This is a genomic window from Lysobacter tyrosinilyticus, from assembly GCF_054779815.1.
The window spans coordinates 215,064-240,538 of record NZ_BAAGXN010000004.1; the positions used below are offsets into that span (position 1 = coordinate 215,064).

At 63.6% G+C, this 25,475-nt stretch carries 26 protein-coding genes; 10 read left to right on the top strand and 16 right to left on the bottom strand.

Annotated features, from left to right (window positions below):
- Positions 1-73 precede the first annotated feature (73 nt).
- The 4 genes from ACYVGK_RS11690 (at position 74) to ACYVGK_RS11705 (ending at position 3,773) form a co-directional block, all read left to right on the top strand.
- The gene (locus tag ACYVGK_RS11690; RefSeq protein ID WP_460733851.1) at positions 74-805 is read left to right on the top strand and encodes a CgeB family protein; all 732 of its coding nucleotides are present in this window, start codon (positions 74-76) and stop codon (positions 803-805) included.
- Entirely contained in the window at positions 802-1,980 is a 1,179-nt protein-coding gene (locus ACYVGK_RS11695) for a glycosyltransferase family 4 protein (protein ID WP_460733852.1), read from the top strand. The genes ACYVGK_RS11690 and ACYVGK_RS11695 overlap by 4 nt, the downstream gene beginning before the upstream one ends.
- Positions 1,981-2,070: 90 nt before the next feature.
- Positions 2,071-3,210 (top strand): glycosyltransferase, encoded by a 1,140-nt coding sequence (locus ACYVGK_RS11700; RefSeq protein ID WP_460733853.1) that lies wholly within the window; start codon positions 2,071-2,073, stop codon positions 3,208-3,210.
- On the top strand, positions 3,207-3,773 hold the full coding sequence (locus tag ACYVGK_RS11705) for an LbetaH domain-containing protein (RefSeq protein ID WP_460733855.1): 567 nt from the start codon (positions 3,207-3,209) through the stop codon (positions 3,771-3,773). The genes ACYVGK_RS11700 and ACYVGK_RS11705 overlap by 4 nt, the downstream gene beginning before the upstream one ends.
- A 316-nt stretch (positions 3,774-4,089) precedes the next feature.
- Here ACYVGK_RS11705 and ACYVGK_RS11710 read toward each other — a convergent pair whose 3' ends face one another.
- Together ACYVGK_RS11710 and fcl are read right to left on the bottom strand one after the other, a co-directional pair.
- Positions 4,090-4,764, bottom strand: a complete 675-nt coding sequence (locus tag ACYVGK_RS11710; RefSeq protein WP_460733857.1) for a phosphatase PAP2 family protein — start codon at positions 4,762-4,764, stop codon at positions 4,090-4,092.
- Between the two features lie 16 nt (positions 4,765-4,780).
- A complete protein-coding gene (gene fcl / locus ACYVGK_RS11715) occupies positions 4,781-5,725 on the bottom strand; it encodes a GDP-L-fucose synthase (protein ID WP_460733859.1) in 945 nt (314 codons plus the stop codon).
- A 132-nt stretch (positions 5,726-5,857) separates the two neighbouring features.
- Between fcl and ACYVGK_RS11720 the strand changes: the two genes are divergently transcribed.
- Together ACYVGK_RS11720 and ACYVGK_RS11725 are read left to right on the top strand one after the other, a co-directional pair.
- On the top strand, positions 5,858-7,255 hold the full coding sequence (locus ACYVGK_RS11720; RefSeq protein WP_460733861.1) for a mannose-1-phosphate guanylyltransferase/mannose-6-phosphate isomerase: 1,398 nt from the start codon (positions 5,858-5,860) through the stop codon (positions 7,253-7,255).
- Positions 7,255-8,382: a nucleotidyltransferase family protein gene (locus tag ACYVGK_RS11725; protein WP_460733862.1), complete on the top strand. Its 1,128-nt coding sequence runs from the start codon at positions 7,255-7,257 to the stop codon at positions 8,380-8,382. The genes ACYVGK_RS11720 and ACYVGK_RS11725 overlap by 1 nt, the downstream gene beginning before the upstream one ends.
- A gap of 15 nt (positions 8,383-8,397) precedes the next feature.
- On the opposite strand, the gene ACYVGK_RS11730 is transcribed toward ACYVGK_RS11725, so the two are convergent.
- From ACYVGK_RS11730 to ACYVGK_RS11740, 3 genes are read right to left on the bottom strand one after another with little or no spacing between them, the layout of a single operon-like run.
- On the bottom strand, positions 8,398-9,306 hold the full coding sequence (locus ACYVGK_RS11730) for a hypothetical protein (RefSeq protein ID WP_460733863.1): 909 nt from the start codon (positions 9,304-9,306) through the stop codon (positions 8,398-8,400).
- A complete protein-coding gene (locus tag ACYVGK_RS11735; protein WP_460733864.1) occupies positions 9,303-11,201 on the bottom strand; it encodes an asparagine synthase-related protein in 1,899 nt (632 codons plus the stop codon). The genes ACYVGK_RS11730 and ACYVGK_RS11735 overlap by 4 nt, the downstream gene beginning before the upstream one ends.
- Entirely contained in the window at positions 11,202-12,089 is an 888-nt protein-coding gene (locus ACYVGK_RS11740; protein ID WP_460733865.1) for a sugar-transfer associated ATP-grasp domain-containing protein, read from the bottom strand.
- Between the two features lie 85 nt (positions 12,090-12,174).
- Between ACYVGK_RS11740 and ACYVGK_RS11745 the strand changes: the two genes are divergently transcribed.
- The gene (locus ACYVGK_RS11745; RefSeq protein WP_460733867.1) at positions 12,175-12,423 is read left to right on the top strand and encodes a hypothetical protein; all 249 of its coding nucleotides are present in this window, start codon (positions 12,175-12,177) and stop codon (positions 12,421-12,423) included.
- Positions 12,424-12,445: 22 nt separating this feature from the next.
- Here ACYVGK_RS11745 and ACYVGK_RS11750 read toward each other — a convergent pair whose 3' ends face one another.
- The 3 genes from ACYVGK_RS11750 to ACYVGK_RS11760 are packed head-to-tail and all read right to left on the bottom strand — an operon-like array spanning position 12,446 to position 13,339.
- A complete protein-coding gene (locus ACYVGK_RS11750) occupies positions 12,446-12,907 on the bottom strand; it encodes a lasso peptide biosynthesis B2 protein (RefSeq protein ID WP_460733868.1) in 462 nt (153 codons plus the stop codon).
- Positions 12,904-13,185 carry a PqqD family peptide modification chaperone gene (locus ACYVGK_RS11755; RefSeq protein ID WP_460733869.1) on the bottom strand — a complete coding sequence of 94 codons (282 nt, stop codon included), beginning with the start codon at positions 13,183-13,185 and terminating at the stop codon, positions 12,904-12,906. Before ACYVGK_RS11755 ends, ACYVGK_RS11750 begins: the two co-directional genes overlap by 4 nt.
- Before the next feature lie 19 nt (positions 13,186-13,204).
- Positions 13,205-13,339: a hypothetical protein gene (locus tag ACYVGK_RS11760; RefSeq protein WP_460733871.1), complete on the bottom strand. Its 135-nt coding sequence runs from the start codon at positions 13,337-13,339 to the stop codon at positions 13,205-13,207.
- Positions 13,340-13,561: 222 nt separating this feature from the next.
- Between ACYVGK_RS11760 and ACYVGK_RS11765 the strand changes: the two genes are divergently transcribed.
- Positions 13,562-15,211, top strand: a complete 1,650-nt coding sequence (locus ACYVGK_RS11765) for an ABC transporter ATP-binding protein (RefSeq protein ID WP_460733873.1) — start codon at positions 13,562-13,564, stop codon at positions 15,209-15,211.
- A 19-nt stretch (positions 15,212-15,230) separates the two neighbouring features.
- On the opposite strand, the gene ACYVGK_RS11770 is transcribed toward ACYVGK_RS11765, so the two are convergent.
- The 3 genes from ACYVGK_RS11770 to ACYVGK_RS11780 form a co-directional block, all read right to left on the bottom strand.
- Positions 15,231-16,076: a hypothetical protein gene (locus tag ACYVGK_RS11770; RefSeq protein ID WP_460733875.1), complete on the bottom strand. Its 846-nt coding sequence runs from the start codon at positions 16,074-16,076 to the stop codon at positions 15,231-15,233.
- Positions 16,077-16,153: 77 nt separating this feature from the next.
- Entirely contained in the window at positions 16,154-16,777 is a 624-nt protein-coding gene (locus ACYVGK_RS11775; protein WP_460733876.1) for a TetR/AcrR family transcriptional regulator, read from the bottom strand.
- Between the two features lie 19 nt (positions 16,778-16,796).
- A complete protein-coding gene (locus tag ACYVGK_RS11780; protein ID WP_460733878.1) occupies positions 16,797-17,054 on the bottom strand; it encodes an acyl-CoA-binding protein in 258 nt (85 codons plus the stop codon).
- Positions 17,055-17,205: 151 nt separating this feature from the next.
- Between ACYVGK_RS11780 and ACYVGK_RS11785 the strand changes: the two genes are divergently transcribed.
- A complete protein-coding gene (locus tag ACYVGK_RS11785; RefSeq protein ID WP_460733880.1) occupies positions 17,206-19,197 on the top strand; it encodes an SDR family oxidoreductase in 1,992 nt (663 codons plus the stop codon).
- Positions 19,198-19,332: 135 nt separating this feature from the next.
- On the opposite strand, the gene ACYVGK_RS11790 is transcribed toward ACYVGK_RS11785, so the two are convergent.
- From ACYVGK_RS11790 to ACYVGK_RS11800, 3 genes are all read right to left on the bottom strand, one after another.
- Complete coding sequence (locus tag ACYVGK_RS11790; protein ID WP_460733882.1) at positions 19,333-20,277, bottom strand: restriction endonuclease; 945 nt, start codon at positions 20,275-20,277, stop codon at positions 19,333-19,335.
- A gap of 211 nt (positions 20,278-20,488) precedes the next feature.
- Positions 20,489-21,001 (bottom strand): phasin family protein, encoded by a 513-nt coding sequence (locus ACYVGK_RS11795; protein ID WP_460733884.1) that lies wholly within the window; start codon positions 20,999-21,001, stop codon positions 20,489-20,491.
- A gap of 109 nt (positions 21,002-21,110) precedes the next feature.
- On the bottom strand, positions 21,111-22,370 hold the full coding sequence (locus tag ACYVGK_RS11800) for a patatin-like phospholipase family protein (protein WP_460733885.1): 1,260 nt from the start codon (positions 22,368-22,370) through the stop codon (positions 21,111-21,113).
- Positions 22,371-22,469: 99 nt separating this feature from the next.
- Here ACYVGK_RS11800 and ACYVGK_RS11805 point away from each other — a divergent pair, with 99 nt between their 5' ends.
- Positions 22,470-23,195, top strand: a complete 726-nt coding sequence (locus ACYVGK_RS11805) for an FFLEELY motif protein (RefSeq protein ID WP_460733887.1) — start codon at positions 22,470-22,472, stop codon at positions 23,193-23,195.
- A gap of 5 nt (positions 23,196-23,200) precedes the next feature.
- Here ACYVGK_RS11805 and ACYVGK_RS11810 read toward each other — a convergent pair whose 3' ends face one another.
- A complete protein-coding gene (locus ACYVGK_RS11810; RefSeq protein ID WP_460733889.1) occupies positions 23,201-23,593 on the bottom strand; it encodes a hypothetical protein in 393 nt (130 codons plus the stop codon).
- A gap of 99 nt (positions 23,594-23,692) precedes the next feature.
- Positions 23,693-25,462, bottom strand: coding sequence for a M14 family metallopeptidase (locus ACYVGK_RS11815; RefSeq protein WP_460733891.1), 1,770 nt, complete (start codon positions 25,460-25,462; stop codon positions 23,693-23,695).
- Between the last annotated feature and the right edge of the window lie 13 nt (positions 25,463-25,475).

A 25,475-nucleotide genomic window follows, 5' to 3' on the forward strand; every position in this document is an offset into this window, starting at 1 on the left:
TGCGGTATGGGTCGACAGTGGGGAGTTGCTGGGACCCGACTGCGTCAGCGTTCTCCGGGATACTGGCGGTCGCGTGGTTCTCTACAACCACGATGATCCTTCCGGAAGACGCGACGGTCAGCGCTTTGGCTCTCTGCTGGCCGCGATTCGCTACTACGATCTCTGTGCAGTCTGCCGCGACGTGAATGTCGAGGAGTTCAATTCGCTAGGAGCGCGCGACGTTATTCGATTTGTCAGAGGTTATGACGAAGTCGCGCACAAAGGATTTGAATCTGAGTCGAGTATCCCTAATGAGTTCCGCTCGGATGTCGCCTTTGTCGGGACGTGGATGCGGCACGAACGGCGCGACGAGTTCCTCTTGCGCCTGGTTGAAAGCGGCGTTCGTCCCGCCATTTGGGGCGCCCGCTGGGAAAAGTCGCCATCCTGGAATGACTTGAAGATGTTCTATCGCGGCGGTCCTCTCGCAGGAAGGGAGTACGTCGCTGCGCTTCAAGGCGCCAAAATTTCCCTGGGAATGCTGTCCAAGGGAAACAGGGATTTTTCAACGACGCGTTCCGCCGAGATTCCGTATGCGATGGGGCTCCTGTGCGCCGAGCGCACCGCCGAGCACCAGCAAATGTATCGAGAAGGAGTTGAGGCGGTTTACTGGTCCGACGCCAGGGAGTGCGCCGAGGTGTGCGCCCGGCTCCTTTCGGATGAAGGTCTGCGGGAGTCGATCAGGGCTGCCGGACATCGCAGGGTGCTGGATCTGCGCATCGGGAATGAAGATGTATGCGGGCGGATTTTGGAGCGCTCGTTGGCATGAGCATCGTGATTTTCTGCCACCCATCGTTTCTCGATTCGACGAGCATGCCGTTGTTCGCCGACCAGTTGAAGGAGGGGATGCGGAAGTTCGGGCATGAAGTGGCTGCCTGGGCTCCGGCTCCATTCTTTCATCGGCTTCCCGTGCCGAAGCCGATAAGGAAGTGGTTGGGATACCTGGACCAGTTCGTGGTGTTTCCCATGCAGGTGCGCCGGCGGTTGCGCCTCATGTCACCTGACACTCTGTTTGTATTCTCCGACCAGGCGTTGGGACCATGGGTGCCGCTGGTATCGGGACGCAAGAGCGTCATTCATTGCCACGACTTCCTGGCCCTGCGGTCGGCACTGGGTGAGTTCCCGCAGAATCCGGTTTCATGGACCGGGCGGATCTATCAACGCTGGATCCGGCGGGGCTTTCGGAAAGGTAGGAACTTCATATCGGTGTCCGAACGGACTCGAGCGGATCTGCACCGATTTCTTGGTGGCGTCAGGCCCGATCGTTCGGTGGTTGTGCACAACTCAATCAATTACCCCTATCGGCCGATTGCCCAAGCCGAGGCACGCGAACGATTCCAGCGGCACGGTATTCCCTTTCCTGAGGGAGGCTTTGTCCTGCATGTGGGTGGGAACCAGTGGTACAAGAACCGGGAGGGCGCTATCGCCATCTACGACGCCTATGTCAGGCTCGCCTCGCGCCCGGTCCCGCTGATGATGGTCGGTGCTCCCCCAAGCGATTCATTGAAAGAGGCGGCGGCACGTGTGAATCCGAAAGGAGCCGTGCACTTCGTCGTCCGGCCTCCGACGGAGGTGCTGGAAGCTGCGTACTCCAGTAGCTTTGTGTTGCTGTTTCCCAGTCACGCTGAGGGCTTCGGTTGGCCCATCATCGAAGCGATGGCCGCCGGCTGTCCTGTCCTCACGACCGATGATTCTCCGATGACCGAGGTCGGATCCGACGTCGCCTTTTATCTGCCGAAGATGCCGGAAGACAACGACGTCTCCTGGGCGGAAACGTGTGCACAGAAGCTGATGGATCTGTTGAGTCGCCCCGTGGAGGAAAGGACCAGGACGCGTGAAGCAGGAGTGGCGCGCGCAAATGTTTTCGGCCCGGATTCGGCCATGGCGGCTTATGACGCTGTGTATCGCGAGCTGATGGCGGAGGAGACACCGCGTGCAGATTGATCAAGAAAGCCTGTGTTTCATTGCAGCAAAGGGTTCCTAGTGAAAGTACTCCATGTGATTTCTTCGATCGACCCGAAGCACGGAGGTCCGATGCAGGGCGTTCGCATGCTTGCGAATGCGGTTCGCAGGCATGGTGCCGAGATTGAGGTGTTGTCGCTGGATGCGCCCGACGCCGACTTCATCGATGCCTTCCCGGCAAAGGTTCATGCCCTGGGTCCGTCGATGGGTGGTTATGGGTACAACTCGAAGGCCGTTCCCTGGCTGCGGGCAAATGCCGGTAATTACGATGCAGTGGTGGTCAATGGTCTTTGGCAGTATCACGGCTTGGCCGCCTGGCGCGCTTTGGCCGGAGGGCCAACGCCATATTTCGTTTTCACGCACGGGATGTTGGATCCCTGGTTCAAACGAACCTATCCGCTGAAGCACTTGAAGAAATGGCTGTACTGGCCTTGGGCCGAGTATCGCGTTCTGCGCGATGCCAAGGCCGTGATCTTTACGTGCGAGGAAGAACGGCTGCTGGCTCGAGAGTCCTTCTGGTTATACAAGGTGAATGAAGTTGTCAGTAGCTACGGAACAGCCGATGTGCCGGGTAACGGCAAGGAATTGGCTGCGGCTTTCCTGGTGGCTCATCCGCAATTGCAAGGCAAGCGCATCGCGCTATATCTGAGTCGCATTCACGAGAAAAAGGGATGCGACCTGTTGATCAAGGCATTCGCGAAAGTGGCCTCGCAGCGGACGGATCTGCATCTGGTGATGGCAGGTCCCGATCAGACTGGCTGGGTCGATGAGTTGAAATCCATCGCCGTCAAGCATGGTGTGGCCGATCGCATCGCGTGGCCGGGAATGTTGTCAGGCGACATGAAATGGGGCGCGTTCCATGCATCGGAAGTGTTCTGCCTGCCATCGCATCAGGAGAATTTCGGGATTGTCGTAGCCGAGGCGTTGGCTTGTGGCAAACCGGTGCTGATCAGCGACAAAGTGAACATCTGGCGAGAGATTGAAGCCGATCGTGCCGGAGTTGTGCGTCCAGATACACTCGAAGGCACATTGGCAGGTTTGGAGCAGTGGCTTGCAATGTCGCCGGTTGAAATGATCGACATGTCCGTTGCCGCGCGACACTGTTTTGAGTCGCGGTTCCGTATCGAACAGGTGGCGGCTGATTTGCTGCAGATTATTGGCTCGCATGTTCCCGAAAGGGCGCGGGTCGACGAGGCCAGGGTCCTGCCATGACGCTGTTGAAAGCACGCGATTCCAAACCGATGCTGGGCGGGGCCAGCTATTCGCTCGGACATCGCCTTTTCCGTGCCGCGTGGAATATTGCATGGCTGTTGTTGGCCGCCTGGACGCCACCGCCGATGCACCGTTGGCGTGCGATCGTGCTGCGGCTGTTCGGAGCGAAGGTCGATGCAACGGCGCGAGTCTATGGCTCTGCGCGCATCTGGTATCCGCCCAACCTCACGATGGGGCCGCACGCCGTGATCGGCCCTCGGGTCAACTGCTACTGCATGGATCGCGTGGAGCTCGGCGAAATGGCGATCGTGTCCCAAGGGGCGCACCTGTGCGGCGGCACGCACGATATTCGCGACCCGGACTTTCAGTTAGTAACCCGCCCGATTGTCGTGGGAAGGTCAGCGTGGATCGCCGCGGAAGCGTTCGTTGGGCCTGGCGTGACGGTAGGGGAATACGCCGTCATCGGTGCGAGGGCGGTCATCCTGCGAGATGCAGAGCCCTACGGCGTGTACACGGGAAATCCCGCGCAGCTGATCAAGCAGCGATTGCTACGCGTTAATTGAAGTTGCTACGAAGCGGCATCTTCCACGCCGGCTTCGTGCTCGTAGCTTGCGCTGCAGACACCAATGGCAGCAGCACCCAGGCAAGCGCCCAGAGAAAGTCCAATCAGAAAAGTCAGCATGGGTCGATCCCTCGTTTCGATAGTCGCCGAGTGATGGGGCGTGCTACGTCGGCCTCCCTGCAGGCCGAGGACGATTCTCCGGGGATGGATGTTGAATTTTCGTGAACCGCGGCACGGTTCTGGTTTGCGGTTTTTGGTGGCTGAACGAGTCGGTCGGGACTGGCTGGAGCCCAAGCTGACAGGCGGTGCACCTTAGCTTAGTCAGCCTTTCGGGAGCCCCTGTCCTCGACAAACAGAGGAAAGGCGGCATCTCCACGCCAATCCTTGCGAACTACAGGTGCCGGTCGACCGGCCAGCCAGGCTCCGGAGCGGGCAAGCCATGCCTCCGTCGGGATGTTGAGTGAATAGGGCACGGCCGATGCGAGCAAGGCAACCAGGACCGCTACCGCGACGAAACGGTGTGAAGGGCCCAACCGAAGTGCCTTGATGGAGGGCAGAACTACCGCCATCGCAGCCAGCCCGAGGACGCTGCCGACGATCGCTTCGGAGAGTGGGTGCGCGCGCAGCGCCACCCGCGACCAGGCGCAGGCGATCCCGAGGGTGATACCGAGTGCCGTAGCCAGATGCCGCCACGAGCGTCGTTCCACTGGTACCAGGGTGGTGAGCAGCACCGGCCATAGCGCGAACGCCATCGTCGCGTGGCCGCTGGGCATGGCGAGGTCCCAGGCCTTCACGCCTGTTCCCCAGCCATAGAAGGCGATCTTGCTGGCCGCGACCACGAATCCAGCCGCACAGCTAGCCATCAGCCAGCGCCTTGCGGCAATGCCGCCAGCCTGCGACTGCTTCGCCAGCAACAGGAGTGCACAGGCAAACACGGGCAGTGTCCGGGCTACGTCGCCCGGCAAGCTGAGCAAATGCCAGTTCCAGTGCAAGTCGAGTGCCCGAACGTCAGGCCGCGCGCAGGTCGCTCTGGTGCTCCAGGAACCAGCGGTAGGTTTCGGCGATGCCGTCGCGCAACGGGATCTTCGCCTCCCAGCCCAGCGCATGCAGGCGGCTCACATCGAGCAGCTTGCGTGGCGTGCCATCGGGCTTGCTGATGTCGTTGACGATTTCGCCTTCGAAACCGGTGATCCCGCGCACCATCTCGGCCAGCTCGCGGATGCTGATGTCTTCGCCGACACCGATGTTGACGATGTCTTCGCCTTCGTAGGTCTGCGCGAGGTGCACAACCGCGTCGGCCAGATCGTCCACATGCAGGAATTCGCGGCGCGGGGTTCCGGTGCCCCACATCACCACTTCCTTGTCGCCGCGCAGCTTCGCTTCATGGAACTTGCGGATCAACGCGGGCAGCACGTGCGAGTTATTGAGGTCGAAGTTGTCGCCGGGGCCGTATAGGTTGGTCGGCATAAGGCTGATCGCGTTGAAGCCGTACTGGCGCCGATAGGCCTGGCAGAGCTTGATGCCTGCGATCTTGGCGATGGCGTACCACTCGTTGGTGGGCTCCAGAGCGCCCGTGAGGAGGTACTCCTCCTTGATCGGCTGCGGCGCCAGCTTCGGGTAGATGCAGGAGGAGCCCAGGAAGGTCAGCTTGGTCGAGCCGTGGCGGTACGCGGCGTCGATGACGTTGTCCTGGATCTGCAGGTTCTCGAACAGGAACTCAGCCGGGTAGGTGTTGTTGGCATGGATGCCTCCCACCTTGGCCGCGGCCAGGAACACGTAGTCGGGCTTGTTAGCCTCGAAGAAGGCCTCGACCGAGGCCCGATCGCGCAGATCCAGCTGGGCGCGCCCCGCCAGGAGCAGGTTGCGGTAGCCCTTCGCCTGGAGGTTGCGCACGATGGCGCCGCCGACGAGACCGCGGTGGCCAGCGACGAAGATCCGGGCGTCGAGCTGCATGAAAGTCCTGCTGTAGCGTGTGAAACCCGCATTTTACCGGCAAGGCAGGTGCCAACAGGTCCGCAAACGGCGAAAATGCGTTCCGTATCCGGCTACCAGCGGATGCGCTCCAGCCACTTCCTGAGTGTTTGCATGATCCCAGTCATCCTGTCGGGCGGTTCGGGCACCCGCCTGTGGCCGCTGTCGCGTGAGGCCTTCCCCAAGCAGTTCCTCAACCTGCTCGGGCCGCATTCGCTGCTGCAGTCGACCTGGGACCGCATCGCGCCGCTGGCGTCGTCGGCGCCGCTCGTGGTGGCCAACGAAGAGCACCGCTTCATGGTCGCCGAGCAGCTGCGCGAGGCCGGCTGCACTCCCTCGGGGATCCTGCTGGAGCCGATCGGTCGCAACACTGCGCCGGCGATTGCCATTGCGGCACTGGAAGCCATGGCCAGCGGCAACGATCCGCTGTTGCTGGTGCTGCCGTCGGATCACGTGATCGTGGATGCCGACGGATTCCGCGCCGCGGTGAAAGCCGCGATGCCGGCGGCGCAGGCGGGCAGTCTGATCACGTTCGGCATCGTTCCGACCGGGCCGGAAACCGGCTATGGCTACATCAAGGGCGAGGCCGGCGAGGGAGTGCGCGCCGTGGCGCAGTTCGTCGAGAAGCCGGATGCGGCCACCGCGTCGCAGTACGTGGCCAGCGGCGACTATTTCTGGAATAGCGGCATGTTCCTGTTCCGCGCTTCGGTCTATCTCAAGGAGCTGGAAGCGCACCGTCCCGAGATGCTCGCGGCTTGCCGTGACGCGCTGGCAAAGGCGAAGCGCGACGAAGACTTCATCCGCCTCGACAAGACGGCGTTCGCGGCGTGTCCTTCGGACTCGATCGACTACGCGGTGATGGAGAAGACCGCACACGCCGCCGTGCTGCCGATCGCGGTGGGCTGGAATGACGTGGGCAGCTGGTCGGCGCTGTGGGAGGTTGCCGAACAGGACGGCAACGGCAATGCACATCACGGCGATGTCCTGGCGCAGGGCTGCCGCAACACGCTGGCCTGGGGCCACGGGCGCCTGCTCGCATTGCTCGGGCTGGAAGACGTAGTGGTGGTTGATACCGACGACGCCGTGCTGGTTGCGCACAAGGATCACGTGCAGGACGTGAAGGGCATCGTCGCCGAGCTGAAGAAGCAGCAGCGTCCGGAGCCGACCTGGCATCGCAAGGTCTATCGCCCGTGGGGTAGCTACGATTCCATCGACATGGGCGAACGCTTCCAGGTGAAGCGCATCACGGTGAAGCCGGGTGCGGCATTGAGCCTGCAGATGCACCATCACCGTGCCGAACACTGGATCGTGGTCAGCGGCACCGGTCGCATCACTCGGGGCGAGGAAACGATCATCCTGTCCGAGAACCAGAGCACCTACATTCCGCTGGGCGTGAAGCACCGGTTGGAGAATCCCGGCGTGATGCCGCTGGAGCTGATCGAAGTGCAGTCGGGAAGCTACTTGGGTGAGGACGACATCGTGCGGTTTGAGGATGTTTACGGGCGGGGATGATGGATCCGCGTTCTGCTTCAGCCGAGCCCGCGCCTGCAGACGCGTTGCGTCGTTGGTTGGCGGCTACGCTGGGCGAGGTAGTCGTTGATCAAGCGGAGCATTCCACGGCTGAATTGATCTTCGCCACCGAGTACGAGGGGCTGGTGCCGCTCCTTGATTGGAAGCTTCGGGAAACGTCCAGTCTGTTCGCTCCGGAAGGATTCCGGGAGGAACTGGCGGTCCGCGCACGTGACGAAGTCGCCCGCTCGCTGTTCAGCACGCATGAGATCGCGCGCATCGCCGGGGTGCTGGATTCGCAGGGGTTCAGGACGCTGCTGCTCAAGGGGCATGCTTTTGCACGATGGCTCTACCCGAAGCCCTATCTTCGCGTTTGCGGAGATATCGACCTGCTGTTCGAATCAAGGGAAGAAGCGAACCGTGCCGCAACGGCGCTGCAATCCTTGGGATACGCGCTCGCATTCTTGCCTGGAAGCCTGACCTACGAGATGAGCTGTCGCCTCATGGTTGATGGCCAACTGCTCTCCGAGCTGGACCTGCACTGCCGGCTCGTCAATCAGCAGATTTACGCGGAACGGCTCGGCTTCGATGAATTGTGGACGGCGTCCATGTCATTGGCTGGCTTGCCAGCGTCGGTACGCGGCCTTTCTCCAGAGCATGCCTTGCTGCACGCGTGTCTCCATCGCGCGCATGACATGGGATTGCGCAGGCCGGATCGTCTGAAATGGCTGTACGACATCCATCTGCTGATGGCTCGCATGGATGCCGCAGCATGGAATGCATTCACGCTGTTGGCGCAAGCCAAGGGCCTGTGTGGCATTTGCCTGCGCTCATTGCAGGATGCCAGAGAGTGGTTTGGGGCCCGGTTGCCTGCTGACGCCGCTGAAACCATGGCGCACGCTGCCCAAGCGGAACAACTGGATGCCCGGCGCATCGATGACTGGCGTTACATCCAGTGGCAAGGGTTCAAGGCCTTACCGGGCATGCGCGCGCGGTTGCGCTGGTTGTACGAAAGATTGCTACCCACTCGAAGTCATTTGCAGGAACTGCATGGTGAAGACGCGCCGTGGCTGGTGCTGCTCTTCCGCCGTGTTGGCCGGGGTTTCTGGCGAATGCGCAATCGCGAGTGAGCGCATGGCGTCGCATTACGACGGCCGCTCATGCTCCAGGAACTCCAGCGTGTCGTCGATGCGATCGGCGTCCCATGGGCGCACCAGCCGCAATACCGGAATCTGCGCGGCGATTTGCGCGCATTGTCGGAAGTGTGTGGTCTCGTTGCCCAGCACTCCGATGTACTCAGGGCAATAGGTATTGCCCGCGATCGCGCCGATTGCGTGCAGGCGCGGCAGCAATTCCAGGCGATGGCTGGAATCCGTAGCGACCTCCAGGACGACGATTTCGCGCACGGGCCAAGCCTGGTCCGCTGCGTGCGAAGTATTGGTCACGTAGAACTTGTCGGTGCGGTTGGCGATCGCATCGAGACCGTGACGATCCACGCGCAGAGCGGGAAGGGCGTCCTCCCATAGCTTGAACGACGTGCTGCCCGGCCAGACGCTGGGATTTCCCGAGGCATCCAGCCGGATCGGCGTGATGTCATCGCCCAGTACCGCGAAGCCGGCTTGTCCGAAGCGTGCTGCCAACGTCGACTTGCCCGCTCCACTATCGCCGACGAACAGGGTGGCCGCGCCCCCCCGCAGCACCGCGGACGCATGCATGACCAGTGCGCCCTGCTGGTGCAGCGCGAACCCCATGGCACTGCCATTCAAGTACAGGCGAACCAGGCCTGCATCTGCCTCCGGGTACGGCCATACGTCGATCTCGGTCCCGGCGCGGACGCGGTAATGGCCGACGTCCTCCACCCGCATCACGTATCCGCCTTCCGCAACAGCGGTGAACTCGTGTTCCGGCTCGTCGGTGGCGAGCAGCGGCATGCTACCCACCTGTCGGATCCGCAGGTCGGGGACCGCCGTTCCTTCCGCTGGGAGCAATTCCGGGAGGAGCAACTCCGAGGCAACGTTCAGGCCGAACGCGCGGTAGTGGAATGTTCCGCTCATGCGCCGCGCTCCAGATCGGATTGCAGCTTCAGGAACAGGGCCAGCCGCATCGCACTCGAGTGTTCTTCCTCAAGCGAGGAAGATTGCACGCCGGATGCGGCATCGGCCGACATCTGTTCGACGATTTCCTGCGCAGTGCGTCCGGACCGCAGGTAACCGATGATCTCTTCGATATCCAGGTATTTCGTGACGAGCGGGTAGCGTCGCAACCCGTCGAACAGTTCGATGATCCGTTCGCGTTGCCGGGCCACGCGCAGTGGTTCGACCGGAAACGCGGAGAATTTTTCTTCGCGCCAGCGCACCGAATCGGGAACGATGCCTTCGAGCGCATCGCGGATCACGCGGCGGGACACGTCGCCGCGACGGAACAGGATGCCCGGGATGCGCATCGCGTAGCGGATCAGGTCGCGGTCCAGCATCGGATAGGCGTAGGCGATGCCATGCCGTGCACCGAGTTGCGCGAAAGACTCCAGGCGATAGGGGATCCACCACGCTTCCATTTCCGCGCGCCGGTTCCGACGACTGTCGGTATAGCGGGGACGGAATTCGTGGCGAGCACGACGTCGCTTTTCCGGAGCGATGAAGCTGCGGTATTCCAGCCAGGGATGCAGTCCGCGCAGCTTGTGGTAATGCGGCACCAGACGGGCGGGCAGCAGCATGTGCAATGCGAGCGATGCCGCCAGGCGCGGTTGGCTGCGGCCGGTAAGGCGGCTTTTGCTCTTCAAGCGGCTTGCGAGATCGCGCCAACGGCCAGCACGCAGCAGTTCGCCCTCCCAGCCAACCCCGTAGCTGGTGACGATCTGGTCCCCGCCCCAGCCCGACAACAGGATGCTGGCACCGTGGGATGCGGCGTTGGCCAACAGCGCCTGTTCCGGATCGTCGGAAGCGGTGGGCTGGAAGGTGTCTGCATCCAGTCCCTCGAGAACGACCTCGAAGTGGCTCCGCGAGTTGATCGGCACCACCGAAAGGTTGCTTTCCGCGCGCGCCGCTTCGGCGACATACGGCGCCTCGTCGATCACAGGCAGGTCGTCGATCGGTGTTTCCTGGAACGAATACGCATGGACGTGCCGGCCTTCTGGTGCAAGCGCACGCGCAGCCAGGACGGCGATCGGGGTCGAATCCAGTCCGCCACTCATGTGGGAGGCTACGGGGCCAGATTCCGGCAGGCGGCGCTGGACTGCCTGGTCGAGCAGGCGACGGATCTCGCCTGCAACTTGCTCAGGGTCGCTGTCGAAAGGCAACAGCGGTTCGATCGGCAGGCGCCAGTAGCGATCTTGTCGTGTCTTGCCGGCGGCATCGATCGCGGCGACATGCGCGGCTCGTACGCTGTGGATGTCCCTGAAAAAGGTATGCCCGGGCAGCGGCTGTTCGTTCACCGGATACGAGACGATGGAGCCTTCGTCCAGCGAGCGGCTGGCCAGTCCCGTCCGCAGCAGGGCGGAAGGAAGCGATGCAAACGCGACATGCTGGCCCTTGCGGACCGTGAACTGCATGGGGCGTGTGCCGAAGTGGTCACGGCCCAGCAGCAACCGTCCGCTGTCCCTGTCCCATTGCGCGAAAGCGAAGTCGCCATGCGTATCGCTCAAGCCAGCCGCACCGGCTTCATGCAGTCGGTGCGCCAGTTGGTCCGCATGCGGCAGGTCCTCGTTGCCTTCGTACAGGCGCACGTCGGCGGCGATGCACCCCGTCGGTGTACGAACGATGGCGGGTTTCGCAGGCACCTGGTGCGCATTGGTCGAAATCGTCAGCATCGCCATGGCAATGGGGCCATCCAGGACGACATCGCTCGCGCACGCCTTGTCGGACGGCGTCATCGCATCGAGCATCGACTGGACTTGCGCGGCCTCCACGGGAAGGCCGTCTAGTCGCCAGAGACCGCAGATCAGGCGCACCATCTACTGCCAGGCCTCCAAAGCCTTTCCGATAGTCGAAGTTCCCAGAGGGATGGGAGAGGCGAACTGGAAGCTGTAGAACGAAACTCCCAGATTGGCTTCACAGAGCAACGGGCCTTCCCGGTCGAACAGTACATCCCAGCCGATGACTGGAGCCAGCCCGGGGTAGCAGGTGTGAGCTGACTTCAATACTGCGATTACACCCGGCCATTGCGGGAGAACGATTCCATCGAAGCCATGGCCTACCGGCATTTCGAAGACCGGATCCATTTGCCGTGCCGTGGCGTCCATTACGCGGCCGCTGTCGGTGTCGACCAGTCGATACGGCCCGGACTGCGAGATCACCATGCCGGGGCAGGGGGCTTGCAGCATTGCCGGGCCGACTTCGACGCGATTGTCCGGCCACCGCGACGTGAAGATGCGTAGTGCCGGCATGCCTTCGCCGGCGATGGCATGCAGCGCGTCATGCGGTGCGAGCAGAGGCTGCACCATGACTGCGTTCCCTGTCGCGCCCAGCGTGCGGACATGGGACATGAATTCTTGCGGATTCAGACGAGTCGTGCCCGAACAGAACGCCGTATCGCGCCAGCGCCAGGATTCGACGCCGGTTCCCTGCGATCCGCGGGTAGGTTTGACCAGTAGGTCCTCACGAGGCGGTTCGCCATCTGGAAACGGCCGTTGCCATTCGCCGTGGGCAGCGAGGGCATACGTTGGAATGGCGCGGAATCCGTTTGCCCTGCACCAATCGGCGAATGCGACTTTGTCGTCCGCCAGTTCCCGGGCTGGGGTGTCTGTCAGCTGCCGGGACAAGCAGATGAACTCCCAGAAGTACAACCATCGGCTGGTTTCGCCGGCGCCAGCCTCGAACAGCCGGAATGCCAGCGCTTCCACTGGCGGCACGCTCTGCGTAAGCGCCAGCCTCCATGCCCACAGTGCGTGGTGGCGCTTCGACTGCCCCTTGAGCACCGATGAAGTAATGAAGGCGCTGGACTGCATCGCCTCGATGAAGCTGCTGATAGGCCAGGCCAGGATCATGACCATGGCCGCGAACGGGCGGAGGAACCACGGCCATCGCGCCATGACGGCGTTGCGCGCATGTCGACGCAAGCTCGCACCGGGTGCCGTAGACGAGCGTAGGCCGGACGGAAGCCAGGGGAAGCCGGAAGTGGATGCCAGGCTGAAGGCGTATCGGGCCTTCGCTAGTAGACGATGCATGCCGGTGTGAGGCCGGACTCAGTGGAGCTGAGTCAGTGGAAGCAAGCGATGACTGCGTACCGGCTCAAGTCGCCATCGCCGCAGATCACGGTGTCGCCGATGCTCACCCAGGCATGGGCAGCACGGCCGCGCTGAGGAACGGCGCGATCCTCGTGATGAGTACTGAGCGCAAGGCTCAACGTTGCCGGATAACCGCGTCGCTGCAACATTCGCCGGGCTGCGAGCGCCTGTTGCAGGCATAGGGCACGGAATGGCATCCGGCGGGCTACGGCTTCAATCGTATTGCCGATCAGTCGTGCCTCTGCAGCGATCTCCGCTGCGCTGCTTTCGGTAACGCGCGGCTGCATCGGGACAGCCGGCGCCGGCAGGTACTTATCCGGAGATAGACAAGTCACGACGCGCGCGCGCAAGAGTTCGTAGCCCGTCTCGAAAGCCAGGCGCCAGCCGGCGCGCTTGATGCCGCGCCATGCACGAAATGGAAAAGCGGGATTCACGCCGGGACTTCTTTGATCAGGCCGTTACGGAGCAGGTTTTCGGCGAAGGTGAGCACTTCCCTGTTGCACTGGTCGGGCTCAACGTCGAATTCGTCCAGCAGCGCAGTTACGACCTCCTGCAGTCGCAGCGGCCGTTCCAGCATGTCCCAGATCCGCTTGGCGGTCGCATCGACGGCATAGTACTTGCCTTGGGCGATGCTCATCATCAGGGTCTGACCCGCGAAATCGGTTTCGACATGCGAATCACCCCGGACAACGGTGCTGGTCAGTGTAAGCACGCGCCCGTACCGTAGGTGTTTACGAAGCGCGAGTCTTCTTGTGGTTATTACCGGCTTCCTGATTGCCGAAGACCTTGCCGGCTGCGGTGTCGGCGATCGCGACTTCTTCCAGTTTCGGCGTCGACCATTCGGCCTTTTTGGTGTTCTCAGACATGCACTTTTCCCCTGTTTGTGCAAAGTGTGGGTGTGATGAGATTCACAGAATATTGGCGAAGCAGCGGCCGCGCAAGCGCGTTACGCAGGGGGATGCCGCATTGAGCATCCGGGGCGCTGTCCAGTGTCAAACTGCGCCCATTCAGAATTCGTGGCCCGAGCGGATGGGGAATAGTCAGGTGCGGGAATCCAAGCAGGGGCAGGGGCGCGGGAGCGCAAACCAGTGAACGGTCCTGTCCACCGCCTTTTGTGGTCACTGGCCCATCCCCGGCGGGTCGTGCTCGCCTCCATCCTGCTCTTGATGGTCGCGCAGAGCCTGACGGCACTGGCGATGCCATGGCTGGCCGGCCGGTTCTCACAGGCATTGCTCGCGAGCCAGCCCGTCGGGCCGACGCTCATGCTCTGGTTCGGAGTGATCGCGGCCCAGGCAGCCTTGGGGTACGGCACCGGCGTCCTCTCGCAATCGCTTACGTCGCGCATGGTCGCGGACGCGTCCACGCGGGTGTTTGACCATCTGCAATCGCTACCGGTGGGCTGGCATGGCGACAGGCGGCGCGGTGAAGTGCTCGCCTTGGCCACGGAGGATGTCCAGCGGCTGGCCCGGTTTGTCACCGGCACGCTGGTGCCGTTGTTGCCGCTGCTGCTGACCTGCGCCGGCGCCCTCGTGATGATGGTGCGGGTGGACGTGGGGTTGGGGTTGGCGGTGGCCATGGTCCTGCCGCTCATCTTCATTGGTTTGAGGCTTGCGGGCAGATCCCTGCGGCCGCTATCCCATGCGGAGTTCGAAGCCCTATCCCGCAAATGGGCCCTGGCTGAGCAGAACCTGGCCATGCTTCCGATCATCAAGGCATTTTCCGGGGAGCAGGCGGAATCGTCCCGCTACGCGGAGCAGGCCGGACGCTTGCGGGATGTAGAACTGCGGCAGGCCCGTTTGCAGAACCTCATCGCGCCCGTTGCGCGGCTAGTGGCGGCAGCAGGGGTCATGGTCCTGCTTTGGCTCGCGAGCGCACGTGTCGCGGCGGGGGCTATGTCGGCCTCGGAGCTGATCACCTTGCTGTTGTACGGATTGCTGCTGACCCAGCCGCTGGGCCAGTTGGCCGGCGTGTACGGTGAAGTGCAGACAGCCCGGGAAAGTGCCCGCAGGCTGGCCAATCTCTTCGCTGAATCGCCCGAGCCGGACGAAGGTCGCACGGAACTTGGCCGCGTGCGGGGAGAAATCCTCTTCGAGGGGATCGGATTCGGCTATCCATCACGTCCCGCGGTATTCGAGCGGCTCGACTTCGCCATTCGCGCGGGCGAGACGGTGGCGATCACAGGTCCGAATGGCGCCGGCAAGAGCACGCTCTCGCATCTGCTTCTGCGGTTCGCCGATCCTCAACGAGGTTGCATCCGGCTCGATGGCGCGGATATTCGCGATCTGCGCCTCGGGAACCTGCGCTCGCACATCGGTGTGGTCGCTCAGAACGTATTGCTGTTCCACGCCTCCGTAGCGGAAAACATTGCCTATGGTCGACCGGATGCCACACGCAATGACATCGAACGCGCGGCCCATGCCGCACGTGCGAATGCATTCATTGCCGCGTTGCCCGAGGGCTATGACACGGTGATCGGCGACCAGGGCGCTCGGCTGTCCGGCGGCCAGCGTCAACGCATCGCATTGGCCCGCGCGCTATTGAAGGATCCGGCCGTGCTGATCCTCGACGAAGCCACGGCGATGTTCGATCCCGAAGGCGAGCAGGAATTCATCGCCGAGTGCCACGAACTGCTGCATCAGCGCACGGTGCTGCTGATCACGCACCGATCGGCCAGCCTGGCGCTGGCCGACCGGGTGTTCCATTTGCAGGACGGGGTGCTGCGGGAAGTCGCGCGCTAGCGGGAAGCGCGCTTACCGGCTACTCGATCTGTTCCTTCGCATAGGCGGCATCCAGTGCCTCCATCGCATCGACAGGCTTGGCCTTGGCCGCCTTCTCGTACGCAGCCGCTGCGTCGTCTTCCTTCTTGTCGCCATACAACAGCATCAGCACGTTGCCATGTTCGATATGCGCGATCGGCGAGTTCGGCGTGAGCTTCAGTGCGGTCTTGATGTGCTTTTCGGACTCGGCGGGCTTCGCGCCATAGGTCATGCCGCCTATCAATGCGCCGATCTTGTTGACGATCTCGGCGTGATACACGGCCATAGCGGTATGTGCCTCGGCATGCTTGGGAGCGAGCTCCAGCGTGGTGTCGAGGGCGGTGCGCACCTTCGTGGCGATGCCTTCCTTCAGTGCCTTCACGATCGACAGGCCCTGACTGTAACGACCCAGGGCGAAGGCGAGGCGGTAGTGGCTGTTGGCTTCGTCGGGTAGGGCCTTGACCGCGGCTTCGGCGAGTTTGGCGGCCTGCTCGAAGCGCTTGAGCTTCTCGGCATCGCTGTCGACGAGATAGGTCGCATGGATGCCCATGGCCTTGACCGCAACGGAAGCGCCGACCGGCCCCAGCTTCTCGCCGGCTTCGAAGGCAGCCTTGAAGTCGCCGTGATGGAAAGCCCGCCAGGCATCCTGCAGGGAGGTGGCCAATGCATCGGCGTCGAGCTTCGGAGCGGACTTGCCAGCCGCCTTGAGCAGCGAGGTAGCGTGCTTGGCATCGGGAAACGGTTCGCAGTCACCGGCATGAAGCTGCGGCCAGGCCTTTTTCAGCGCATCGCCGGTATAGGCGAAGGCCTTGGCATCGTGGGGGAATGCAGCCCATTTTGTGGCCATGCGAGCTCCTTGCGATTTCGACGACGGGCTGGACCCGCCTGGTTCGTTGGATAGTCAATGACGGACGAAGGCCCGTCTTACCTGTACGCCTGCGTCAGGTGGTTCAAGTGCACGCGCTCCGCGTCGCGCAGGAACGGCGCGAGCAGCATCATCACCTGCACGATGCCGGCGCGGATGGCTTCGTGTTCGTCCTTGTCGCCGCGCGCCGAGGCGTAGTTGAGCCAGAAAGTGGCGATCACCAGCACATTCGTCGCCGTGGCGGCGAGCTCCGCGCCGGAGGCGCGCATCACGCCAGCTTGCGAGAGTCCACGCATGACGGCGTGTGCCTGTTCGTCCGCGCGCCTGAGGATGCGCGCGAAGCGCAGGCGCAACCGGCGATTGCGGCTGAGGATCTCGACGAGGTCGCGATAGAGGAATCGGTAGTCCCAGATCGACTCGAACACCAGGTGCAATTGCAGCCAGATGTCCTCGAGCCCGGGCAGGCGGCCTTCCGGCGCGGCCAGCGCGGCGTCCATGCGCTCCTCGAAGCGCGCGAACAGTTGCTCGATGATGTCGTCCTTGTTGCGGAAGTGGTAGTACAGGTTGCCCGGACTGATTTCCAGCTCGTCCGCGATGTGGTTCGTGGTGACGTTCGGCTCGCCCTGCGCATTGAACATGGCCAGGCTGGCATCGAGGATGCGCTGTCGGGTCTGCCGTGCCATCGATCGCGAACCTTCCGTCTCAGCTGCGCAGTTTCTTGACCAGATCGACGTACTTCTTCATCGCGTCGTCCTGGCCGGTACCCTTGAGCTTGGCCCACGCCTCGTACTTGGCGGTGCCGACGAAATCGAAGAAGCCCGGCTTCGGTCCGGACACATCGCCGTCCGAGCCCTGCTTGAACAAGGCGTACAGGCGCAGCAGCGTGTCGTTGTCGGGGCGTTCGGCCAGCGAATGGACGTCCTTCGCGGCCTGCTCGAATTGGGACTTCAGGTCGGCCATGTCGGCGGCTCCATGCAGATGAGCCGGCATCACAGCATGGGCCTGTTGCATGGTCAATACGCAGGGGAATTGTCCGCAGTCGCGCGCTCTGGCAACTTAGCTGCACGACCGGCGACCCCATGCGCCGGCTTACTTTCAGGAGAGCAGGGGCATGAGCTACTTCGTCACCGGCGCCACCGGTTTCATCGGTCGCTACCTCGTCAGCAAGCTGCTGCAGCGCAAGGGCACGGTGCATGTGCTGGTGCGGAAGGATTCGCAGAAGAAGTTCGATGCCATCGCCAAGAAGATGGGCTGGGACATGAAGCGGGTCCTGGTCGTCAACGGCGACATGACTTCCGCCAAATGCGGCGTGAGCGCCGCGCAGGTCAAGGCGCTGACCGGCAAGGTCAAGCACTTCTTCCATCTGGCCGCGATCTACGACGTGACCGTCGATGCGGCCGCGCAGCGTGCGGCGAACGTGGACGGTACGCGACACGCGCTGGATCTCGCCGCGGCCATCGGCGTCGGTTGCTTCCATCACACCAGTTCCATCGCGGCGGCGGGCCTGTATCCGGGCGTGTTCCGCGAGGACATGTTCGACGAGGCCGAGGGCCTCGACGATCCGTACCTGGCCACCAAGCACGAGTCCGAAGGCCTGGTACGCAAGGAGAAGCGCATCAAGTGGCGCATCTACCGCCCGGGCATGGTCGTCGGCCACTCGCAGACCGGCGAGATCGACAAGATCGACGGCCCGTACTATTTCTTCACCCTGATCAAGAAGCTGCGCGAGATGCTGCCGCAGTGGATGCCCACGCTGGGCATCGAAGGCGGGCGCATCAACATCGTGCCGGTCGATTACGTGGTCGACGCGATGGATCACATCGCCCACAAGCCCAAGCTGGATGGGCACTGCTTCCACCTGACCGACCCGGAACCGATGCGCGTCGGCGAGGTGCTTAACACCTTCTGCCGCGCCGGGCATGCGCCGGAAATGACCATGCGCATCGACGCGCGCATGTTCGCCTTCGTGCCGAGCGGCATCCGTGCCGCGGTGGGCAATCTGCCGCCGATCAGGCGTTTCATCGGCATGTTGCTGCGCGACTTCAAGATCCCCAAGGAAACACTCAAGTTCATCACCTATCCCACGCGCTTCGACAATCGCGAAGCCGAGCGCGCGCTGCGCGGTAGCGGCATCACGGTGCCACCGCTGGACAGTTACGCCTGGCGTCTGTGGGACTACTGGGAGCGCCACCTCGATCCGGATTTGTTCGTCGACCGCTCACTGCGCGGCAAGGTGAAGGGCAAGGTGGTGCTGATCACCGGCGGCTCGTCGGGTATCGGCCTGTCCACCGCGCAGCGCGTGGCGGAAGCCGGAGCGATCACGGTGATCGTCGCGCGTGGCGAGGAGGAGCTGTTCAAGGCCCGCGATGAGATGAAGGCGGCCGGCGGCAAGGTGTTCGCCTACACCGCCGACCTCTCGGACATGGCCGACTGCGACCGTTTGGTGAAGCAGGTCCTGGAGGCCCACGGTCACGTCGACGTGCTCATCAACAACGCCGGGCGTTCGATCCGTCGTTCGATCGAACTCAGCTACGACCGCTTCCACGATTTCGAGCGGACGATGCAGCTCAACTATTTCGGCAGCCTGCGCCTGATCATGGGTTTCCTGCCGGCGATGACGCAGCGCCGACGCGGCCACATCATCAACATCTCCTCGATTGGCGTGCTGGCCAATTCGCCGCGCTTCTCCGCCTATGTGGCGTCGAAGGCGGCGCTGGATGCCTTCAGCCGTTGCGCCCAGGGCGAACTGTCGGGCAAGGGCATCAGCTTCACCACGATCAACATGCCGCTGGTGAAGACGCCGATGATCGCGCCGACCAAGATGTACGAAAGCGTGCCGACGCTGACGCCGGACGAAGCCGCAGACCTCGTCGTCAAGGGCATCATCGAGCGTCCCAGCCGCATCGCGACCCGCCTGGGCATCTTCGCCGCCCTGATCAATGCCGTGGCGCCCAAAGCCTACGAGGTGGTGATGAGCACCGCGTTCGAACTGTTCCCTGATTCGGCCGCGGCGAAGGGCGACAAGGCGGCGCTGCGCGGCGACGCACAGCCGAGCAATGAACAGATCGCCTTTGCCGCATTGATGCGCGGCGTGCATTGGTAGGAATCCGCTGCGCACAAGCCGCCCTATCGGCGGCTTGTGCGGATTTCTAGTGAGGTAAGGATGCCGAGCGGCAATGCGCCGGGGATGGCACTCCCTGAATCCTTGGCGGCTACGATCAGATTTTTCCGCCCAGCATCAGTACATCGCGCACTGCAGGAAGCGCGCCGGCCGCGGCGAACCACTCGGCGGCTGCAGATGCAGGCGGGAGGTGCGCAAACTGTCGTACTTCTCCACCACATCGCAGATCTTGCGGACCGGATCCGCGTTCTCGTCGGTGAGATACACCAGCAGCGTCGACTTGGTGCTCCACATCACGCGCTCGATGCCAGGAAGCGTCGAAACCATGCGGATGACTTCGTCGCGCTGCTCGTTTTCGCTCCTGGGAGCGACGGGGGTTGCCGCCGGGGCGCTCTTCTTGGTTGCGACCTCGGGGGTGGGCTGTACGGCGTCCGCCTGTGCGGCGACTGGAACTGTTTCCATGGCGGGTTCGCGCTTTGGCATTGCCACGGCTGCCACCATGCCCACGGTCACTGCAGCGGCCCAGGCAATGGCGACCTGGCGAGTCGCCGCCTGACGCGATTTGCCTGCCAATTCATGGAGTACGCCGGCTGACAACTGTTGCTGCACGATGGGCCACAGGGCTTCGCCGTCGAAGAGTTCCAGACGGCCGGCTGCGAGTTTGCGCGCTTCGGAATCAACCGTGCCCGGAGTGGCTACGACGCCACCCGCCGCACCGTGGAAGCGCACCGCGTCGGTCATGTCGCCGACGACGGCGGCAGTAACGCGGTAGTTGAGCCCTTGCTTGCAGGCCAGCAGCCACTCACCACCGTTGCGCTTGAGGTGGATGACCGAGTCCTGGCCGCGTTCGGCGGCATCTTCGAGCGCTTCCGGCTGGAAGCCACGACTGGCCAGGCCATCGATGACCAGCTTGGAAAATTCGCGCCAGCGCATTGCGGCGAGCAGCTTCAGCCCCGTCTCGCGTTCCACCCGCGGCCGCTGGACCAGCCACAGCCAAGCGGTGGCGATGCCACCGATGACGGCGGTCAGCGCGAATGCGAGCAGAAACGTTGAAGCCGTCATGAGGACCTACCGTTACGAGCCAGGGCGAGACTATACGGCAGGGCGCCAAGGGCGAGAACGTGAAGGACGTCAGCGATTGCAGGAGTCCGGATGAGCGCTTGAGCGCGCTTCCATTTCAATAAAAAGCCCGCCAGTCCGGATCGCAGGGGGAGGGGAGCTGCGTGATGGAACTGGCGGGCGTGTAAACGTTTGTATTTGACGCGGACTGGCGTCAGGCAGACGGAGAAGCCTTGCGGGGTTTGCGCGCAGCGGGCTTCTTGGCGGCAGGGGCGGCACGCTTCGCGGCCGGCTTGCCGTTCTGCTTGCGCAGCTCGGTGGTCAGCGAATCGACCTTGCGGGTGAGTTCGGCGAGATCGTCACGGCCGGGGACGCCCAGCTTGGTCAGCGCGCGCTGCACACGGTCCTCGAACACCTTTTCCAGACGATCCCAGGTGTCGGTCGCGCGTTCACGGGCCTGGCCTACCTTGCTCTCCACGGCGCCGCGCACGACATCGGCCTGGCCGCCGGCGAACTTGAGCGCGTTCTTCTCCAGCTTCAGGCCTTCCTTGATGAGGGCCTCGAACAGCTTAGTGCCTTCGGTCTGCGCCCGGCTGAAAGCGCCGACGCCAGCCAGCCACACCTGCTGCGCGGATTCGCTCAGGGTCTTCGACAGTTGTTCGGACTGCTGGGCACTGGCCTTCGTGGTGCGGGCGGTCTTCTTCGCGGTCTTCTTGAACTTCGCCATGACGATCCCTGTGGGGAGGTGGGTGATGGCACCAAGATCGAGGTGTTGTCTAGAGCTTTCACACCAGCGAAGCCCGTTCTAGAACGACCGGGCTAATCCGCAGAAGGGTTCAGTGCGCCCGGCGCGAGCCGACCATCGCGTCGAGCTCGTCGAGCGCGCGGTGCAGGCGCGCCGTGGTTTCCGTCTTGCGCGGACGCGGCGGCAGCCCGTCCAGGATCGAGCGCTCGATCTCGCCCACCACTTCCCCGCGCACGCGCAGGCCATGTGCCGCGAGCACCGGCGTCAGCGCGTCCGCACGATTGCGCAAGTCGGCCATGACGTTGCGATAGGCGATCTCCGCGATGCGCTGGCGGTTCGCGAAACTGAAGGCATTGGTGAAGAACAGCTCGCCGTCCTGCGCGTTGGGCTCGAAGATCAGTTGATCGATATCCGGGAACTGCTGCTGATGCTTGGCCAGACCGATCTGCATGCGCGACTGCAGCAGCGTGCGGAAGGTCTGCGACAGAACCGCAGGTAGTCCGCCGGCCGCGAGCCGCCCCGGACTGGTCGCGGCAACGCCGGCGTCGACGCCGGTATTGAACGAAACCAGCGGGTTTACGCCCACCATCAGGTCGATGCCGCGCTCAAGCAGGACCGAGGCATGCATCGTGCGTCGCAGGGCACCGTCGACGAACTGGCGGCCGCGTACTTCCACCGGCGGATACAGGCCGGGCAGGGCGGCGCTGGCCTGGATCGCCTGCGAGATCGGCACATCATTCCAACCCTCGCCGCCGAAACGCACCGCCTCGCCGCTGTCGAGGTCGACGGCAATGACGAATAGCCGGCTATCGAGCTGGCGAAAGTCGTTGGTGCGACCGCGGCGGGTGAAGACGTCGCGCAGGAAGCGCTCGATTTCCGTGTTGTCGAACAATCCCGTCGGTACCAGCCCACCGAAGCGGGTGAGGACATCCGGCCAACGCAACTTGCCTGGTGAAAGCAGGCCCGGTGAAAACAGCAGCTCGTGCCACCAGTCGGCAGCCAGGCGTGGCAGGCTCGCGGCGCGGCGCATGTATTCGTGGAAGGCCGGCCGCATGAAGGTTTCCGGCCGGAACTGCACGTCGTCGCTGTCGCCGGTCAGGAAGATGCGGCACATCTCCTCGGTACCGATGCGATTGGCGAGGCCGGCGGCCAGGAAGGCGCCGCTGCTGACGCCGACGTAGCAATCCAGTCGCGACAGGTCGAGGCCCTCGATGGCTTCCTCGAGGGCACGCAGGGCGCCCAGTTCGTACATGCCGCCGATCGGCCCGCCACCCGCCACTGCGAGGCCGATGCGGGGCGGAGCCGTTTCGGTGGGGCGTGTCCGTTGGCGGGCGGTGTGAAAGGACAGCATGCGTTCGCGTATGGATCGAGTCGGGCGAGTGTAGCTGACCCACCCCGCCCGAAACGCGACCGGTTGCCGCCCGAGGGCCGGGCCCCGATCATCGTGGCGATGTCACGGACTAGCGACCTCTCCAAGCGCCTGGGCTGCCTGTTGACCCGGCACCAGACCCTGCACGATCCGCGTAGCGAGCCGCGCAACGGCCTGCGCTGGTTGCCCGAGGTGCGGCGTTGGCAGGCGCAGCGGCTGGAAGCGAGCTTCGATCGCTTCCTGAGCGATCCCCACCGGCGTCCGGCTGCGCATTTCTTCCTCAGCGATGTCTACAACGATCACGACTTCAGTCGTCGCGACGCCGATCTCGCGCGTGTGTTGCCCATGATGCAACGCCTGCTGCCGGCCACCCTGCTGGCGACGTTGTCGGATGCGATCGAGCTGGGCTTGCTGACCCACGCGTTCGATCTGCGCGTGGCACATCTGCTGGACGGGCTGGCACCGCGGCGCCAGCGGCTGGATTCCGCGTTGTATGCGCAGGCTTATCGCGAGTCCGGGCTGCCACGGCTGCGGCGGCATCAGATCGACCTGATCGCGGGCGTGGGCCAGGGGCTTGCGCACGCGTTGCGCATGCCGGGTGTGGCGACACTGCTCAAGCTCTCGCGTGCACCCGCGCGCGCTGCGGGACTGGAGGAACTGCAAGGCTTCCTGGAACGCGGATTCGCCGCTTTTTCCCAGCTGGGCGACGCGCGCACCTTCATCGGCGAAATCGAACTGGACGAGCGCGAAGTTGCGCGCCGATTGTTCGCAGGCGACCCGGATCCGTTCCAGGGCCGCATGAAGTAGCGAAGTTAGCCGCGGTCCTTGCGGCACTCCATCGCCGGCTGGCCGACCAGGCTCAGAGTGACCTTGCCGGGGCGACTCCAGAATTCATTGCCGGCCGCATCGGCGAAACGCACGCCATCCTCGTTCGCCATCGATTTCAGCGTGAACATGCGCTCCGGGGTTTCGAGCGTGATCGATTCGAGCGAGTCGTCGTCGAAGTGGGTGGCGACGGCGAGCGTGCCGCACTTCCAGCGGGTCACTGTGGTGGCGGTCTTGTGCGTCTGCGCCTGTTCGTCCGGAGTGGCCGAAGCGGGCTCGCCAGGCGCCCCGGTTTGCTCCTGGGTGCCCGGTTTGCAGGCAGCCAGCGAGAGTCCGACAACGACGGTAGCCAACAGTAGCGGCATGCGCAGGACAGTCATGGGCGGGCCCGGAAAAAGCGATCGGCGCAGGCTACACCGGCGCCGATCGCGGTCGTAGGCGGCTTGTGTGAGCGTTGTCACATTGCCGCCAAATGGCGGTTACGGGATACGGTCGACGCGCAATACCGGATAGAGGTTGTAGGCCTGATCCCACGAGGAATGAAGGCGGGCGAAGAACTCGAGACGTGCGGACGGGTCCTTGGCGAACGCGGGATCGTCTTTCAGCCGCTGTTCGAAGCGCGCCTTCAGCGCCGGGTCGTTCGCGAGCATCTGGCGCGCGACATCCTCGGCGACGTAGTCCTCCATGTATTCCTTGCGTTCGAAGGCGGTGTTGAATTCGCCCCATGCGACCAGCGCGTCGGGTGCCTGCGGTTCCAGCAATGACATCAGCAGGCGCGCCTTGGCCTGCGCGATCGGCACGAACAGAGCACCCGTCCTCAGGTCGCGGTGTTCCGGTGCCCAGTTGCCGTTGAGTTGTACGGTCTGGTGGCCTTCGAACGACTGCGCGGCGAACGTGACCTTGTCGGCACGGAACACGGCAACGTCCGCGCCCTGTAGCGGCGCGTCGAGCCGACGAAACTCGATGTCGTGCTGGCGCAGCTTCGCCGCGACCCAGCCTGCCTGCGCGGCGGGAACGAGATAGCCCGCGCGGGGGGCATCGACTACGTGGCTGGGAACGATCTCGTCACGCAGCGGGATGTTCCAGATCTGCGGTCGGGTCTCGTCGTAGTGGGTCATCAATCCGCCGGAAATGTCCGACGGCGTGCGCGTGTAGGCGTAACCCTTGAAGGCGATCGTGCGCGACTTTTCCGTGGCCTTGTAGTCCAGTGCGACGGGTTGGCCGCCGAGCTGCGTCGCGCGTTCGTCGGCCGCGTGCTCCTGCCGCTGCCAGTCCGCGCCGTGCGCGGCGATCAATTCGGCCGCTGCAAGCACGGTATTGCGCGTGATGCGCACGCGAGTGGGGTACTCCTTCCAGGAATGGGTTTCGACCAGCATCGCCAGTCGATTGCGCTGCGAGAAATAGCTTTGCGAGAAGCGGGGCGGTGCAACGGCGTGCTCGAATCCTGAAGCCGGATTGTCGTTTTCCACGAACGACGGATAGAACGGCACCGGTTGCGAGCCTTGCCTGGTCAGGCTGGCGATCACGCCCTCGCGCCACGTCTTGCCGACGGCGCGGAGCGGCTCGTCGCCGCCATCGGCCGGTTCCACCAGGATCGAGACGTCGTGCTGGAACTTGGCGCCGTCGGTGACGTGCAGATCCATCGTCGCCAGCGGGTCCCACTCGTTGACCAGTCGCAACATGGCCTGCATTTCCGGCGCGTCGGCCTTCATGTAGTCGCGATTGAGGTTGTAGTTCTGCGCGGTGGTGCGCCAGCCCATTTCCTCCGGGCCGCGCTGGTTCGGGCGATTCCAAGCGGCGAAGCGTTCGTGGCCATCGACGTTGAATACCGGCACGAACAGCAGGACGAGCTTGCCGAGTGGATTGTTCCGGCGCTTGCCTTCCAGCAGGTCGCGTAGCAGCAGGAAGCCGGCGTCCTTGCCGTCGATTTCGCCCGCATGGATGCCGCCCTGGACCAGCAGCACCGGCAGCCCCGCTTCGCGCGCTGCCTGCGATTGCAGCTTGCCGGTGGTGCTCACTGCCAGCGCCTTCATTGGGCGCCCCTCCGGCGTGGTGCCGAAATCGAAGCAACGCACTGCCTCAGGGAAGCGTTGCTGGAAGGCATCGCAAAGCGCGATCACCTCGTCGTAGCGGCCGGTCTTCAGGAAGCCGCTGCGCTCCGACAGCGTGGTCAGCTCCGGCGATGCGGCGTTTGCGAAGGACGGCAGGAAGGAGGCGAGGGCGGTGACGAGCAGCAGTGGTCGCAGCATGGTTGGGATCTTG